The 14598-nt window shown below is 59.2% G+C and carries 14 protein-coding genes, 1 tRNA gene and 1 pseudogene; 8 read left to right on the top strand and 8 right to left on the bottom strand.

All coding sequences use genetic code 11. The features are described from left to right. Nucleotides 1-153: 153 nt before the first annotated feature. From QKE30_RS08590 to QKE30_RS08580, 3 genes are all read right to left on the bottom strand, one after another. Nucleotides 154-315 carry a hypothetical protein gene (locus tag QKE30_RS08590; RefSeq protein ID WP_153245959.1) on the bottom strand — a complete coding sequence of 54 codons (162 nt, stop codon included), beginning with the start codon at nt 313-315 and terminating at the stop codon, nt 154-156. Nucleotides 316-397: 82 nt separating this feature from the next. Further along, on the bottom strand, nt 398-556 hold the full coding sequence (locus tag QKE30_RS08585) for a class II lanthipeptide, LchA2/BrtA2 family (RefSeq protein WP_239199000.1): 159 nt from the start codon (nt 554-556) through the stop codon (nt 398-400). Between the two features lie 116 nt (nt 557-672). Then, the gene (locus tag QKE30_RS08580) at nt 673-858 is read right to left on the bottom strand and encodes a lichenicidin alpha family lanthipeptide (protein WP_239199003.1); all 186 of its coding nucleotides are present in this window, start codon (nt 856-858) and stop codon (nt 673-675) included. 362 nt (nt 859-1220) lie between these two features. Between QKE30_RS08580 and QKE30_RS08575 the strand changes: the two genes are divergently transcribed. From QKE30_RS08575 to QKE30_RS08560, 4 genes are all read left to right on the top strand, one after another. Next, complete coding sequence (locus QKE30_RS08575; RefSeq protein ID WP_347934588.1) at nt 1221-2522, top strand: histidine kinase dimerization/phosphoacceptor domain-containing protein; 1302 nt, start codon at nt 1221-1223, stop codon at nt 2520-2522. 347 nt (nt 2523-2869) lie between these two features. Next, nucleotides 2870-3580 (top strand): response regulator transcription factor, encoded by a 711-nt coding sequence (locus tag QKE30_RS08570; protein ID WP_347934587.1) that lies wholly within the window; start codon nt 2870-2872, stop codon nt 3578-3580. A 249-nt stretch (nt 3581-3829) separates the two neighbouring features. Next, complete coding sequence (locus QKE30_RS08565; RefSeq protein WP_347934597.1) at nt 3830-5179, top strand: amino acid permease; 1350 nt, start codon at nt 3830-3832, stop codon at nt 5177-5179. Between the two features lie 164 nt (nt 5180-5343). Then, nucleotides 5344-6324, top strand: coding sequence for a diaminopimelate dehydrogenase (locus tag QKE30_RS08560; protein WP_347934586.1), 981 nt, complete (start codon nt 5344-5346; stop codon nt 6322-6324). A gap of 58 nt (nt 6325-6382) precedes the next feature. Here the strand turns inward: QKE30_RS08560 and QKE30_RS08555 are convergent, their stop codons facing one another. Together QKE30_RS08555 and QKE30_RS08550 are read right to left on the bottom strand one after the other, a co-directional pair. Further along, the gene (locus QKE30_RS08555) at nt 6383-6670 is read right to left on the bottom strand and encodes a hypothetical protein (RefSeq protein ID WP_347934585.1); all 288 of its coding nucleotides are present in this window, start codon (nt 6668-6670) and stop codon (nt 6383-6385) included. Between the two features lie 291 nt (nt 6671-6961). After that, nucleotides 6962-9079: an MMPL family transporter gene (locus QKE30_RS08550; protein WP_347934584.1), complete on the bottom strand. Its 2118-nt coding sequence runs from the start codon at nt 9077-9079 to the stop codon at nt 6962-6964. A gap of 324 nt (nt 9080-9403) precedes the next feature. On the opposite strand from QKE30_RS08550, the gene QKE30_RS08545 reads away from it, so the two are divergent. The 3 genes and pseudogenes from QKE30_RS08545 to QKE30_RS08535 form a co-directional block, all read left to right on the top strand. Continuing rightward, nucleotides 9404-9763 carry a hypothetical protein gene (locus QKE30_RS08545; RefSeq protein WP_347934583.1) on the top strand — a complete coding sequence of 120 codons (360 nt, stop codon included), beginning with the start codon at nt 9404-9406 and terminating at the stop codon, nt 9761-9763. Beyond that, nucleotides 9756-10280, top strand: a complete 525-nt coding sequence (locus tag QKE30_RS08540) for a MarR family transcriptional regulator (protein ID WP_347934582.1) — start codon at nt 9756-9758, stop codon at nt 10278-10280. The genes QKE30_RS08545 and QKE30_RS08540 overlap by 8 nt, the downstream gene beginning before the upstream one ends. Nucleotides 10281-10454: 174 nt before the next feature. Continuing rightward, nucleotides 10455-10663, top strand: a pseudogene (locus tag QKE30_RS08535) (IS3 family transposase); the annotation flags it as partial. 3 nt (nt 10664-10666) lie between these two features. Here QKE30_RS08535 and QKE30_RS08530 read toward each other — a convergent pair. After that, nucleotides 10667-10742, bottom strand: a tRNA-Thr gene (locus QKE30_RS08530). Nucleotides 10743-10825: 83 nt separating this feature from the next. Next, on the bottom strand, nt 10826-12076 hold the full coding sequence (locus QKE30_RS08525) for a DNA polymerase III subunit delta' (protein WP_347934581.1): 1251 nt from the start codon (nt 12074-12076) through the stop codon (nt 10826-10828). Between the two features lie 76 nt (nt 12077-12152). Between QKE30_RS08525 and QKE30_RS08520 the strand changes: the two genes are divergently transcribed. Continuing rightward, nucleotides 12153-13685, top strand: a complete 1533-nt coding sequence (locus tag QKE30_RS08520) for an adenylate/guanylate cyclase domain-containing protein (RefSeq protein WP_297666822.1) — start codon at nt 12153-12155, stop codon at nt 13683-13685. On the opposite strand, the gene QKE30_RS08515 is transcribed toward QKE30_RS08520, so the two are convergent. After that, nucleotides 13682-14584 (bottom strand): CoA transferase, encoded by a 903-nt coding sequence (locus QKE30_RS08515; protein WP_347934580.1) that lies wholly within the window; start codon nt 14582-14584, stop codon nt 13682-13684. The genes QKE30_RS08520 and QKE30_RS08515 overlap by 4 nt on opposite strands. Nucleotides 14585-14598 lie beyond the last annotated feature (14 nt).

Raw genomic sequence — 14598 nt, 5'->3', positions numbered from 1 at the left:
GCGGTGCAGTAAATGTGATGAATATGAAAGTTCAGTAAAAGTGGTGAATTATGGCGTCAGCAGAAGGCGAATAAATAAAACTAATGAGTATTAAAAAAGACACCATGGCTGAAGCTATGATTCGCTAACAACCACGATGTCCAGAGATTTTTGCTAATCGTCCTTAGAACGGTGGGCGATCGCATAGCCAACGAAGGAGAAGATTATGGCAAGCGCAGCTCCAACGAGCATGTTGTCCATAGTGACTCCGGCAGCGATGCCGAACACCATCCCGACAAACGGGTAAGCCCATTCTTCAGTAGTGTATTTAGACATTCTTTAATCCTTTCCACTAGCCTCAAGAAGGGTGCTTATCCGATCCAAGGCCAGCTAGCGTTTCTCGTCGGTTTAGTGAGCTTTAGCAAGCACTGGAGCACTTAGTGGTGGGGCACAGTGCAACGGAAGCGCCGATCGTCGCCGTAACGATCGCCGGGGCAACGCCGCCGTCGACATCCTGCTCGTCGTTGATCATGTTGCGGATCTCGTCGTTGTTGTAGTGGTTGACAAAGTTGGACATGGTGTTTTCTCCTTTACTGAGATTGGTGTAGCTACAGCAAGGTGGTGTTCTTTCAATAGTTGTGTTGACGCTGTAGCACTGAACCGTGGATGTAGGGTGAGGTTAGGAAGGCAGCCCTAGCTGCAAGTAGGCATGCACTCGACAGACAGGGTGCAGTACTTGCCGTCATTGCCCAGAGCATCGCTGATGCCCATCTGCAGGGAGCGATCAGTCAAGATCTGCGCATCGAGCTCCAGATCCAGCTCCAGCAGGGCTCGGTCTTCGACAATTGCAGTGGTGCGCTCATGCGTTCCAAGAGCCATTGGTGTTTCTCCTTCGAGAGTGTTGTGTTCTTACATGACCGGCTGGTCACGCTTCGGTGATGCTGAGGATGCGAGTTTTCTGTCTCCTCAAGAAAGCCGAAGTATCCGCGGTTTTCGACGTACTTAACAAGCTTCGAATTCTCGCTAACGTCATGTTTTTCATGCCGTTGTTCCTCGATTCCCATGGTTGCATCACAGGCAATTCCAGGAAAGACCAAACAAGTGTTCCGGTACGAAAGTAGACTTGATGTAGTCCAAAGTAGATTGCAAAGTTCAGTTCTTGGCAGCCGAAGGTACCTGTGCTTAAAAACGGAAAAACACCTGGAAGAACCCCTTTTCTTAGCCGCGTGGCTACTGGTCCCGTGACTTCTTCTACTCGACTCGGGCCCCGCAACCGCGACGTCAGAGCTCCCTTGCTGGTGTTTCTCTTATGCGCAGTAGCTATCGGGCTGAACCTTGCTCTCGCCCCTGATGCTTACTCCACCGAGTTAATTCTGATTTCGCTTAGCCTCTGTGTATTCGTTGCCCTCGGGCTGCGATTTCCACGTCTAGCAACCCTGCTCTTCCTGGTGACCTTTACTCTGGCGATCTTCTCTGGAGTGGAGGAATTTCCCGCCTTTATCTTTTTGGCACCCGTATTCTGTGGCGTCATCGCCTTTGCTGGTGAACTCCCGCCCACCATTGCAGTGACTCTTGGCACATTGGCTCTGGGGCTACTCGATCCAGACGTCGAATCACCTGGGGGTTTGGTCACCAGTATCGACCCCTCTGCGCTTCTGATGTGGTCCATCCTCCTACTCATTGGCTCCTTTTCTGGTTGGGCATTCGGACTCCAGGAACGCAGGCGGCACCAATTGGCCGCAGACTGGCAGAGAGAGCTAAAGCAACGCCGCCAGGAGCTCGCTACCACTCTCCACGATTCTGTGACCGGCCCCCTAACTTCCGTTGTACTGCGCTCCGAAACCATGCGTCTCCAGCTCGATGCAGAAGCGGACGAGGGTACAAGCAACGAACTCCTGGACAAAGAATCCCTGCGCAATAACCTCGAAACGATTGCGGACAGCAGCCGAGAAGCCATGGTGCAAAGCCGAAAGCTACTCGATCTGCTCCAATCGACAGACTGGGCCCTCTCCAGCGGTGAGGCACCCGCTGTTGCCGATTCCTTGGAGGAGTTCCGCGAAAGAATCAGTCAGCACGGCTTTCGGGTGTTCTTTACTCTGGGCGTCCCCCCGGATGCAATGCTGCCCCACCTGCATACCCCCTCTACCTCACCTCCGTCGACACTTTCACCAGCAGACACTGACGCCTTTCCCAACGGCATCAGCCAGAAGGAATATGCAAGAAACCTCCCCCAGGGAATGCGCCAGCGCACGCTCATCCACCGGCTACTCCTGGAGGGGGCAACCAACATCATCAAATACGCTGAGCCAGGTTCCCCAATCATTGTCTCCATCGATAAGGAGACCAAACCGCACACTGTTGGAATCTGGAACCTCGCCAAGGAAGGAGCCGGAGAATCCGAAAACCAATCATCCCTGATGTCCTCAAAACTCGGCCTTGTCAGTCTTCGCCGTTGGGCGTCTAGAGCTCGGGGCACGATCGAAATAAGGCACAAGAAGTGCGGTCCCCATAGCGTATGGTGCCTAAGCGCTAGTTTTCGCTAAGCAAAGGAGGTACGAAAGTCTACTTTCTCTGACCACCCGGCCGTCCTCAACGCACCCGGTGAGTTTTTTCCCTAGAGTCGAAAACAGTCACGCAACACGCGCGACGCACTGACCACCACAATCAACCACAAAACACAACTGGAAGAGATATGCGTAAGAAGAAGGCCCTTAAACTCGCTCTCGTTACTGCCGTAAGTGGAAGTGTCGCAGCCCTTGCCCCCTCTGCAAATGCCACTGCGAGCATCCCCGCACCAAGGATCGAAACCCCTGTAACTACCCCTTACGCGCTGTATGACATCCTCAACTGCGACAAAAACCCAGAAATGGTTTGGTGCAAGTAACCCATTATGGAAAGTAGCTCCCCCACACAAATCCTCGTAGTCGATGACGACGCATGCGTACTCACGGCATTGAAACACTACTTCTCTGTCGCCAAAGACATCGAAATCGTAGCCGAAGCCGAGAACGGCGCCGTCGCCCTCGAACAGATCGAGCGACTAGGGGGAGATCTCGACCTCGTGCTGGCGGACATTCACATGCCAGAGGTCGGCGGAATCGAGCTACTCCGCACTCTGCAATCCCAGGACACTCCGCCTGTATTCGTCGCCATGACCTCCATGGACACCGACGAAACGATGCTGGAGATCCTCACCAGCGGCGGCGCGGGGTACATCGTCAAGAGTGCCCGCCCAGTGCAGTTCATTCAAGCCGTCCGGGACGCGATGAACGGCGGCACCGCAGTCTCCCCCGAATGCCTTTCACGTCTCGTGGACTTTATCCCCGAACGCTCTGTTGGTGGGGCAGCTGTGCAGGCACGGAAGTCGGCGTCACCAAATAAACAAGAGCAACCCGGCGCGGCGCCAGACCCGAAAAGCATTCCGGAAGGCGAGCGTACCACCCTCCAACTGCTGGTCCAGGGGCACTCAAACGCGGAGATCGCGAAGGAGGCGCTCTACGCGGAATCGACCGTGAAGAAGCACGTGTCCTCGCTAATGAAGCGCTTTGGGGTGGACTCCCGCCTGCGGCTCGCCATCAGCGCAATCCACGCGGGGTACTAGCCGAAAACTCTTACGCGGGGGACGAACACCGGCGTTCTGTGGCGCCGAGTCTGATCCGAGACTGGTTCAAGGCCGGTCCAAGGCTAGTCCAAGGCAGAGCCGCATTTGGCCAGGTCGTATTCTTAGGGAATGAGCTCTACCCCCTCCACCTCCCCAGATAGCGCCAGTTCACACGCGAACTCGCGCACCGGCAGTGACAAGCTAGGCGATGACAAGCTAAGCAATGGGCTGAAGGTCCGCCACCTCACGATGATGGGCTTGGGCTCCACCATCGGCGCCGGGCTGTTCCTGGGCACCGGCGTGGGCATCGAGGCCGCCGGCCCGGCCGTTCTGCTGGCCTACATCGTGGCGGGCCTCATCGCCATCCTGGTGATGGAGATGCTGGGCGAGATGGGCACTGTCATCCCCGCCTCCGGCTCTTTCTCCGAATACGCCGAGCACGGCATCGGGCGCTGGGCCGGTTTCACGCAGGGTTGGATGTACTGGCTCGCCACCGTCGCGGTGCTCGGCGCCGAAATTACTGGTGCGGCGAGTTTTATGGGGGCTTGGTTCGGTATTGACGCCTGGATCCCCGCCGCCGTATGCGTGCTCTTCTTCGGAGTGGTGAACCTGCTGCAGATCAGCGCTTTCGGCGAGTTCGAGTTCTGGTTCGCCTTCATCAAGGTCGCCGTGCTGGTGGCCTTCCTGGTCATCGGCTTCCTGCTGATATTCGGCTTGCTGCCGGGGCACACGTTCATTGGCACGGAGGTGTTCACGGCCGATGGCTTCATGCCCAACGGCGTGGGCGGCGTGGCCACGGCGATTCTGGCCGTGGCCTTCGCCTTCGGCGGCATCGAGATCGTGGCCATCGCGGCGGCGGAATCCGAAAACCCGGAGCGTTCCCTGGTCAACGCGGTGCGCACCACCATCACCCGCATTTCCGTGTTCTACCTGGGATCCGTGCTGGTGATTACCTTCCTGCTGCCGCATTCTTCGCTGGGGCAGGCAGAGAACGCGGCCGATAGCCCCTTCACCCAGGTGCTGAACCTGGCGGGCATTCCGGGTGTGGTCGGCTTCATGGAGGCCATCATTGTGCTGGCGCTGCTCTCCGCTTTCAACGCGCAGATCTACGCCTCCAGCCGCATGGTGTTTTCCCTGGCCAAGCGCCACGAGGCGCCGAAGATTTTCGCCCGCGTGGACAGCCGGGGCGTGCCGGTGGCGGCGATCTTGTTCTCCGTCACTCTGGCGGTGGTGATGGTGGTGCTGAACTACCTGGATACCGGCTGGCTGCTGACGTTCATGCTGAACTCCGCGGGTGCATCGCTGCTGATCGTTTGGACGTTCATCGTCGTCTCCCAGCTGCGGCTGCGCCCCCGCCTGGAGCAGCAAGCGGGCGGCGCGTTGCCGATCCGCATGTGGGGCTATCCCTGGCTGACCATCGCCACGCTGGTTGTGCTGGCGGGGCTGGCGTTGCTGATGCTGACGGATCCGGGTTCCCGGGTACAGCTGTTCTCTGCAGCGACGATGTTCGTGATCTTGGTCGTGGCCAGCTTCGCCAACTCCGCCATCCGTGGGTTGAGCCCCTTCGAGAAGCTGCCCCTGCCCTCCTCCCTCCAATAGAGCTCACCGCGGATGCACCAACAGCACGGCTAAAGGGGCAGGTAGCGAAAGGAGGATAGTCTGTATCTAAACAATCTAAACACGGTATCCAATTACGGTTCCTCGTCTTCCCGTCGGGCGCATGTCGCGCCCACACGAGAACATCTAGAAAGGACTTCCCCAGCATGATTCGCACCGCCATCATTGGCTACGGAAACCTGGGGCGCAGTGTTGAGAAAGTTATTGCCGACCAGCCCCACATGGAACTCGTCGACGTGTTCTCGCGCCGCGACTCCCTAGGCACGCAGGCCCGTGTACTGCCCGCTGCGGACGTTGAAAAGCACAAGGACGAAGTGGACGTGCTCTTCGTTTGCCTCGGCAGCGCCACCGATGTGCCAGCGCAGGCTCCTGAATTGGCCAAGCATTTCACCACCGTCGATACCTACGACAACCACGGCGAAATCCTGAACTACCGGGCCACCATGGATAAGTCCGCACACGAGGGCGGCAACATTGCGATGATCTCCACCGGTTGGGATCCGGGCATCTTTTCCTTGAACCGTGTGCTCGGCGGAGCGGTGCTGCCGGGTGCTGACCAGATGACGTTCTGGGGTCCGGGGCTCTCGCAGGGTCAACCCGATGCGGTGCGTCGCGTGCCCGGCGTGGCCAAGGGTGTGCAGTACACCAAGCCGAATCCGGAGGCTATCGAGGCTGTGAAGCGAGGCGAGGGCGCGGACCTCAAGGCCAACGAGTGCCACCTGCGCCACTGCTTTGTGGTGGCTGAGGAAACCGGCGATGCGGCGGCGGATGAGAAGTTGAAGGATCAGATCCGCGAGGCAATCGTGACGATGCCGGACTACTTCGCGCCCTACGAGACGATCGTGGAGTTCATCTCCGAAGCTGAGTTCGAGCGCGACCACCAGGGCATGCCACACGGCGGGCAGGTGATTACCCGCGGCCAGGCGGGCACTTCCGGTCACGTGATTGAGTTCGGCCTGTCGCTGGAGCGCAACCCCGACTTCACCGCTGCGGTGCAGGTGGCCTACGGCCGCGCCGCGTGGCGCGTGCGACAGGCTGGAGAGACGGGCGCCCGCACGGTCTTCGAGGTAGCACCCTACCTGCTTTCTGCGGAGCCCCTGGACGACCTGGTAGCCAAGAAGCTGTAGCACCCACGCAAAACCCGGCCAACCTGCCGGCATTCCCGCAGGTTGGCCGGTCACCAGGTTAAGAAAGACTGCCGGCCCAATATGGCGCTTTGGAGTTCTGAGCGCCAACTAGGTTGTAAATAATGCCGAAAATGATTCCCAGCGGTGCAAAGAGGGGGACGCTCAGCCAAGCCGGGGTGTTTTCGAAGATTGTGTTCAGTGAGCCAATCGGGGACTTGGTGTTCGGAGTTTCTGCAGCCTGTACTTGGGTGGTGGGGGTGTGGTTTTCAGCCTGGGCAGGTGCGGCGAGACCTGCGGTGACAGTTACAGCGGTAACGCCGGCGATGAGCGACTTGCGAATCTTCATTGGGGAAGAATCCTTTCTGAAGGGGTTCGGGTAGAAATGAGCAAAAACCTTCTTTGCCCCGGGTGCGATTCCATGAATGATTGGACGCAGACTCGTGAACTTGAAAGAGCTTTGTTCAGCCAAACGCTTATGGGCGGCAAAACGTTAGCGGTCGCTAGCAATCACAAAGAATTCTGAAGCGTCCTGGGCTTAGTTCCTACCTCAGCTAAAGAAGGGTTGGACAATAGACTTAGGACGCTTCGAACCGTTCCAATATTCCAACTCCCTCACGCGCCGCATACCTACGCGCGGCTAGGCGTTGTCCGAAGAGTGCATCAGTTGCATAGGTGATCCACCCCACACGCTGGGGCCGATCAGGGTGAGGACCGAGGGCAACAGGAGTGGGCGGACAATCAACGCGTCCAATGCCACGGCAATGGCGAGCCCCAAACCAATTTCACGCACAATACTGATCTCCGCAACCATGAACGAAAGAAAAACTCCGATCATGATGATCGCCGCGGAGATTACCAACCGCGATGTCTTTATGATTCCGAGAGCAATGGCATGTTTATGGCGTGTGGTCTTAACGAACTCTTCTTTCATACGGGAAGCCATAAGCACCATGTAGTCCATCGATAAGCCAAAGACGATGGCGAAAATAACGATCGGCGTTACTGAGTTAATGGAATCGCCTGTCACGACTTTCCATATGAAGGACAAAAGTCCCATGGCTGCAGAAACCACCAATCCGTTGAGCACGACGGCGAGGGCAGGCAACCGCCACGAGCGGAATGCCCAACCCAGCAGAGCTAACGAGATAAGAATGACTGCACCGATAATCCAGGGAATGGAGCTTTCCACTAGGCGATCGAAATCGTCACCCTGGGCCGTGGCCCCCGAGACGTACGTATTGGGCTGTTCTTCCGTGAGGTTTTTGATATCCCGAATCATCTCGTGCGCCTCATCAGAGTCCGGCAATCCAGTGGAGGTCACCAGCACACGAGAATAGTTCACTGACTGTTGCGATCCTGATAGGGGATATGGAGAAGAAGCCTCCGCTGGAGTATCCGGGACAAGCACCTTATCAACGTTGCTCACACCGCCAAGCTGGTCGGCAAATTCAACGACTCGAGCCTGTACATCTACGGCTGATTCTCCTGGTTCACCCTTGAAGGTCACGCTCGTAGGGAACAATGCGCGCGCGTCGAGCTCAGACTGGATGGCCTCGATCCCCTCGCGGGAGTCCTTCCCTTCCGGCAGGATTGACGCGCTTGCGACCGGTACCTGCAACTTGATGCCTGTCAACGGTGCGGCGCCCAAAAGTAAGGGCACTATGACTACCAAAGCAACTGCTACCGGCTTAGTCAGCGCAATCCGAAGGATTGGTCCATCTTGCTCCCTATCGGTGACAAGTGTGTTCTGGAATCCCGGCAGTTTCCCGAAGAAGAATCTGTCGCCAAGCACGGTAATGATGGCCGGCACCAGGGTCGACAAGGCAAGAAGCGCAACCATCGTGACGATAATCCCTGCCAGGGCAATCGAAGAAAAGACCATGTTCCGGGCGATAAACAGGGCACATAGTGCGGCGATGACACTTAACCCGCCAAAGCGGATGGCATGTCCTGCGGTACGGGTCGCCCCCCGCAGCGCGTCCGGTTTATCCATTCCTGCATGGATATTCTCCTTGTACCGGGCAATAAGGAATAGGCAATAGTCCACACTCACGGCCAAGCCAATCAAAGAGGCACCGGTGATGTACATGTTCGACACATCCATGAATTGGGCAAGCACCGTACCGGCACCTTGTGTGCCTGCCAAGCAGATTCCCGCGGTGACCAGAGTGACCAAGGTCGGCCCAACAGCGCGATAGATGAATAGCAGCACAAGGATCAGCAGCGGGAAGGCAATCATTTCCGCGTGCAGGGCGTCCTTCTGGGACTGAATATTCAAGTCGTAGTCCAATGCAGCAGCACCCGTGACGTGACTTTCTACCGAAGTGCCTTCAATAGCCTCAGCAACCTTGCCGCGGAGCGTTGGCACCATATTCTGCGTGGTGGTGTTATCTGCATCGAAGCCTACTTGCACGATCTGTGTCTTCCCAGTATCAGAGCCAAGCTGCTCGACATGTCGCCCGTCAGTCACACGCTCTACGTGTGACAGCCCATGGATGGATTTTTCCACGGCATCGATCGTCGAGAAATCGATGGCCTCGTCGGAGGTAAGCACCACGGAGAGTTCATTGTCTGGGTCACCAAAGGCATATCGATTCACGTCTTGACCAGCGAATGACTGACCATGTTGATCATTAAAGCCTCCTGCTTTCACCGCATCATTGAGGTGCCATGCGCCGGCAGCACCGAGAAGGAATGCTGCTACCCAGAGAAGTATCAAGAACTTGGCGTGACGTTGAACAAACGAAAGAATCATGAGCTATGGCCCCTTTATATTGCCCAGTGAGCTCAGCGACGACAGCATAGATTCTCTCTTTGCGCGTCACCCCCGGGAATCTGCGGAAGAATATCTGTGACACAACATACATGTTGTGTCACAGATATTCTTACCCGGGGTGCGCGTTCGTCTCCACTTAAAGGGAGAGTCACCCTAGATTAGGGGAAGATAAGCCTAAGGCCAGGGCGAATAGAAAATCTCACCCACCCCCAAGCTCTTGCTTGTATATTAGATGATATGTCACTCACTACGCATTACTCCGCGACTACTACCCTGAAGCATGATCCATATATCATCAGGCAGGTGCTGCTCAATATCGACAACCTGGCCGCATGGAACCCTGCATTCAGTCATGTGGAGCCAGCCGAGCCCGACGGCACCCACCCCATTACCATCCATAACCTCCTGAAAGGAAAGCTAACCCACGCGCAACCCACACCTAACGTCGTCAGGTTCCAAATCAAAGTCCCTGGGCTCACAGAAGAATCCACCTTCACCCTCAGCCCTAATACTCACGGCACGAAAGTCACCCACACCATTAACCAGCGGGGGGTTCTCACGACCATCATCGGTAGCCACGAAGCCTCCCTCGTCCCCCACAAACGCCTAACCCGACTCACTCACACACTGAACGCAACCCATAACACCTTCCCTCATGAATAACACCATTGCTGACCACCCCGAAGAATTCCGCTACCTCATCCTCGCCCTTCAACGCCAGGGGAATCGCCAACTCAACGCTTTGTTCTCACAACTTGAACTCACTAACTCTCAAGCCGAAGCCATCGAAATCATCGGCACATATGGCCCCATGAGCACACGAGAAGTTGGCGATTACCTCATCTGCGAATCAGGCAGCCCTAGTCGACTCCTCGCTACCCTCGCAGAGAAAAGACTCACAATGACGTCTCAATCTGCTGAAGATAAAAGAGTAACCCTCCACGCCCTCACCCCCGCGGGCCGTGAAATGACTACTGCTATCACCAACCTCAAGAGAGAATTTCACGAAGGCATTAGAACTACGCTCAAGAACGCTCCCAGCGCGCACCCGCAAGACATTCTGACCCAACTAACCCGCCTCCTAACGGACCCTTCCCTGTCCGCAGCCATGAAGAAACGCTACCCGCACCTGTTCGATAAGCTGCACCCACCAGCATCCGCTGAAAAGACGAAGCCTTGAAGTGTTCTGGGTTCAGTTACGCTTTGTAGAGGTCGTAGATTATCCCAGCCAAAGCGCAGCCATAAGAATTGCCGACTGTCCCTACACTTAGCCGGGTTCCGGGCTCAGTTAAGCTGGCATGCTTCAATGACACGTACTGACTGCTTCGATCGCTGTTTGGGATTACACGATGTGGAAAAAGGATGCAGCCCTAACAATGAAGCTTGTGAGAGATTCTTTGGTCCGATGAAAACGAAATGTTTTATGGGAAGATGTGGAACACCAACCAGGAACTGGAAGATGCCATCGCCGGTTATATTGAGTTCTATAACGACTGCCGGATCAAGGTGGGGTTGAACGGAATGAGTATCGCGACTGAAGTATCAACTAGTCGCGACTCATGACAGTGGAGCCGCTTGCGAGAATCGAACTCGCGACCTTTTCATTACGAGTGAAACGCTCTGCCGACTGAGCTAAAGCGGCGCGTACATTAAGTACGAAGCGTTATCCTAGCCGACGCAAACCCTGAGCACCAAAACGTCACCCGGGGCTCGCCCGGATACCCGCTAGGCCACCCCGCAGCACTGCTGCAGGCGCCCGGCCATCGCATCCAGCGCCACCTCCGGCCGCACGTTGTACCCCAGCACCTCACGGCATTCCATCACCGCATCGATGCAGCTCATCATCGCCGATGCACTGTTGCGGCGCGCCAGTTCCTTCGACGTTGCCGCCATGTCCGGGTGCTGGTGGCCGCCCACCGGCACGCCATCGCCATCCACCGCGCCCGCGGCCTGCAGCATCGCGTCGCGGTACAGCCCGGCAATGTCGATCAGCGCCAGGTCAAGCGAGTCGCGGGTTCTTCTGGTGCGCCGGTTCTTCTGCTCTTTTTCTAGCTCTTTCATTCTTCCGGACGCCCCCCGCTGGGCCTTTGCAGCACCCTTGCCTTTCGCGCCCACGCCAAGGCTGCTCTCCAGCTCCTCATGCTCCCGCTGATCCAGCTTTTCCAGTTCGCTGGCGGCCTCTTCCTCAGCCTTCTTCACCAGCTCGGAGGTGAAGCGGTACAGCGCGTTGGGTTCGTACACCAGCTGCGGCAGCTTCAGCGCGGTGGCGCGTTTGGTGCGGGCGGCCTCGTCGCTAGCCAGGTGGCGAGCCCTTCCAATGTGTCCGGCCGAGACGTCGGCGGCCCATTGGGCTTGGGTTTCGTTGAGACTTAAGGTGGCGTCACTAAGCAAGACCCCCTTGACCGCCGCCGGCGAGGGAGTGGGCACGTACACGTGGCGGCAGCGCGACCGCAGGGTGATCGCAATATCCGAAGGGTCGGTCGAGGGCGCGCACAGCAGGAAGACGGTGCGGGCGGGTGGCTCCTCGACGGACTTCAGCAAAGCGTTGGCGGCGGCATCGTTCAGGCGGTCGGCATCTTCCACAACCACCACGCGCCAGCGGGCGACGGTGGGCATGTTTGCGGCCTCGTGGATGGCGCCGCGGATCTCGTCGACCGTCAGCACCACGCCGGTGGTAGAGACCCACAGGATGTCCGGGTGCGTGCCCGCGGCGGCGCTCCGGCACTGATCGCACTCGCCGCAGCCGCCATGCGGGCACACCAAAGCGGTAGCGAAGACCTTCGCCGCGATGGACCGCCCCGAGCCGGGCGGGCCGGTAAACAGCCACGAATGGGTCATCGCCTGCGGATCCTCCACAGCCCTCTGCAACGGGCGACGGACGGATTCCGCGGTGATGCGCCCGAAAACCCCCGGCGCGTCTTCGGCGGCGGTGGCCCGGGTAGTGGCCGCAGTAGTGGCCGGCGTGGTTTCCGTCATGGTTACTTAGTGTAGCTACCGACAAGGACAGGGCAGACGCACCCGGCGCGGGACGACGTGCGTTAATCTGAAGGGCATGAAACAACTGCTGCGCTACCTCTCGTGGGCCTGGGGAACCTCCTGGCCCTTGTACGCAGCAACCGTTCTGGCCACGAACGTTATCGGCGCTACCGCTGTGGCGACGTTCCTGCGCTTCTTCATTCCGCTGCCCGCCGCGCGTGAGCTGACGAGCCCGGATACCACCATCGCCTCGCTGTACTTGATCTATTTCGGAGTGGCCGTGGTCGCCGGCATCGCGATGACTTTGTACTTCTTCGCTCCCGTGCTGCGCTGGCAGCGCACACCGCAGGCCTACGACCCGAACATGGTGCGCGACCTGGTGCTGCGCATTCCGTTGCTGCAGACCGTCACGGGCATTGTGCTGTGGGGCATCGGGGTGGTGCTGTTCACCGTCGTGGCCTGGAGGCATAGCACCGAGTGGGGCATAACTGTCGGCGTGACGGCCACGCTCGGCGGCATGATGGTGAGCCTGATGACGTACATGGAGGCCGAACGCCTGGTGCGCCCAGTCGCCGCGAAGGCGCTGGCCAAGGGCGCGCCGGACCACTCGCGGCTGTCCCCTCTTTCGCACCGCCTGATGACGACGTGGGCGCTGACCTCCGCCGTGCCCGTGCTGGGCATGGTGCTATTGCTGTTCGCCGCGGCCACCGACTTCTACCCCGAAAGCTCGCGCGGCATCATCCCGGCGATGCTGGCGCTGGCGCTGACCACCCTGCTGACCGGCTTCATGGGCACCATGTTGTTCTCCATGGCCGTGGCCGACCCGATCCGCGAGCTGCAATACGCCATCAACCGCGTGCGTCGCGGCAAGGTGAACACGGACGTGCGGATCTACGACTCCTCGGAGATCGGAGTGCTGCAGGCCGGCTTCAACGAGATGATGCGCGGTTTGCAGGAGCGCCAGCGGGTCTCGGACCTCTTCGGCCGCTACGTCGGCACCGAGGTCGCCCGCCGCGCGCTGGAGGAAAAGCCGGAGCTTGGCGGCGAAACCCGGCACGTGGCCGTGCTCTTCGTGGACGTGATCGGCTCCACCGGGTTTGCCACGGAGAAGGAACCGCAGCACGTGGTGAAGGCCCTCAATGAGTTCTTCGACCGCGTGGTGGAGGTCGTGCACGCCAACAAGGGCATCATTAACAAGTTCGAGGGCGATGCCGCGCTGGCCGTGTTCGGTGCACCTCTGCCCCTGGACGATGTGGCCGGCCACGCACTAGCCGCCGCCCGCGAGCTAAAGGCGAAACTGCAGGGCCTGGAGTTCGCCGCGGGAGTCGGCGTGGCCGCCGGGTCCGTCGTCGCGGGCCACATCGGCGCGAAGGATCGCTTCGAGTACACCGTCATCGGTGACGCTGTAAACCAGGCCGCCCGCCTGACGGATCTGGCGAAGAAGACCCCCGGCCAGGTGCTGACCAGCGCCGCGACCCTGCGTGCGGCCAACGAGGCCGAGCAGGCCCGCTGGACCATGATGAAGTCCGTGGAGCTGCGCGGCCGCCGCGAGATGACGCAGATCGCCCGCCCCATCCGCGCGACCTTGGCCGACCGTTCGGAGGCTTAGGCCCCGCGCCGTACTGCGGCGATAGGGAGGTTTCTTTTCGACGCCACCTCGTCCCACCACGCCGCCGTCTTCTGCCCCACTGCCGCGGCCAGCTGTTCGGCGGTGATTCCCTTGGACTGCAGCTGCTCGGCCGTGGTGCCCTCCGGCAGCAGGCCTTCGGCGTGCAGCGCCTCGATGAGGCCGACGAAGAAGTGCAGTTCCAGCGCGGCGATAGCCACCCAGCCCCCACACTCGGCCTGGTAGAGGCCGTAACCCGGCAGCAGGCCACCCAGCAGGGTGTCCGGGCCGGTCAGGCGGAAGCGGGCGGGCGTGGCGAACTCCGTGGCCATGTCCGCCAGGGCTACCTCGTGGTAGCTGCCTTGGCCGGTGGCGCTCGCCTGCCACAGGGCTGCCAGCGCCTGCGAGACGGCGCGTTCCGCGCCCGCCAGGTCGGCGATGGGGACTACGGGCATGACGGGCTCATCGCCGTTGAAGGAAAGGGTGCCCGCGTGTGCTTCATAGGTCAGGTCGTGGCCGGCGACGTCGACGTGCTCGCCGGAGTGGCCGACGATCGCCACCTGCGCCAGGGACGGGTAGCGTGCGTGGAGGTCTTCCCAGCCGAGCCCCAGGCGCTGCAGTGAGGCCGGACGGGAGCTGGTGAGCAGCAGATCCGCCTCTGCCAGCAGTTCGTGTAGTTCCTGCAGGCCAGATTCCTGCTTCAGGTCGATGCTGCGCACCTCCTGGCCCTCCACCAGGTGCTGGTAGTAGGGCTCGCAGTACATGCGCATGGGGTCGGCGGCCTTGCCAGGACCTTCGACCTTGATGACGGTGCCTCCGAGTTCATGCAGGCGCTTGGCCGCGACGGGGCCGGGCAGGTTCGGAGCAAGAGTGACGACGGTGAACTTCGGGAGCTGATGCATGCTTATGAACGTAT

It is taken from the genome of Corynebacterium sp. c24Ua_83, assembly GCF_039907245.1.
GTDB lineage: Bacteria > Actinomycetota > Actinomycetes > Mycobacteriales > Mycobacteriaceae > Corynebacterium.
Note: the sequence above shows the minus strand (reverse complement) of the source record. Positions and strands in the feature narration are given on the sequence as shown.

Excerpts from the sequence above, each read along its gene's own strand:
- QKE30_RS08580 (WP_239199003.1), bottom strand. The coding sequence starts at position 858 with ATGGCTCTTGGAACGCATGAGCGCACCACTGCAATTGTCGAAGACCGA.
- QKE30_RS08565 (WP_347934597.1), top strand. The coding sequence starts at position 3,830 with ATGATGGGCTTGGGCTCCACCATCGGCGCCGGGCTGTTCCTGGGCACC.
- QKE30_RS08515 (WP_347934580.1), bottom strand. The coding sequence starts at position 14,584 with ATGCATCAGCTCCCGAAGTTCACCGTCGTCACTCTTGCTCCGAACCTG.
- QKE30_RS08590 (WP_153245959.1), bottom strand. The coding sequence starts at position 315 with ATGTCTAAATACACTACTGAAGAATGGGCTTACCCGTTTGTCGGGATG.
- QKE30_RS08570 (WP_347934587.1), top strand. The coding sequence starts at position 2,870 with ATGGAAAGTAGCTCCCCCACACAAATCCTCGTAGTCGATGACGACGCA.
- QKE30_RS08555 (WP_347934585.1), bottom strand. The coding sequence starts at position 6,670 with ATGAAGATTCGCAAGTCGCTCATCGCCGGCGTTACCGCTGTAACTGTC.
- QKE30_RS08550 (WP_347934584.1), bottom strand. The coding sequence starts at position 9,079 with ATGATTCTTTCGTTTGTTCAACGTCACGCCAAGTTCTTGATACTTCTC.
- QKE30_RS08540 (WP_347934582.1), top strand. The coding sequence starts at position 9,756 with ATGAATAACACCATTGCTGACCACCCCGAAGAATTCCGCTACCTCATC.
- QKE30_RS08585 (WP_239199000.1), bottom strand. The coding sequence starts at position 556 with ATGTCCAACTTTGTCAACCACTACAACAACGACGAGATCCGCAACATG.
- QKE30_RS08560 (WP_347934586.1), top strand. The coding sequence starts at position 5,344 with ATGATTCGCACCGCCATCATTGGCTACGGAAACCTGGGGCGCAGTGTT.
- QKE30_RS08525 (WP_347934581.1), bottom strand. The coding sequence starts at position 12,076 with ATGACGGAAACCACGCCGGCCACTACTGCGGCCACTACCCGGGCCACC.
- QKE30_RS08520 (WP_297666822.1), top strand. The coding sequence starts at position 12,153 with ATGAAACAACTGCTGCGCTACCTCTCGTGGGCCTGGGGAACCTCCTGG.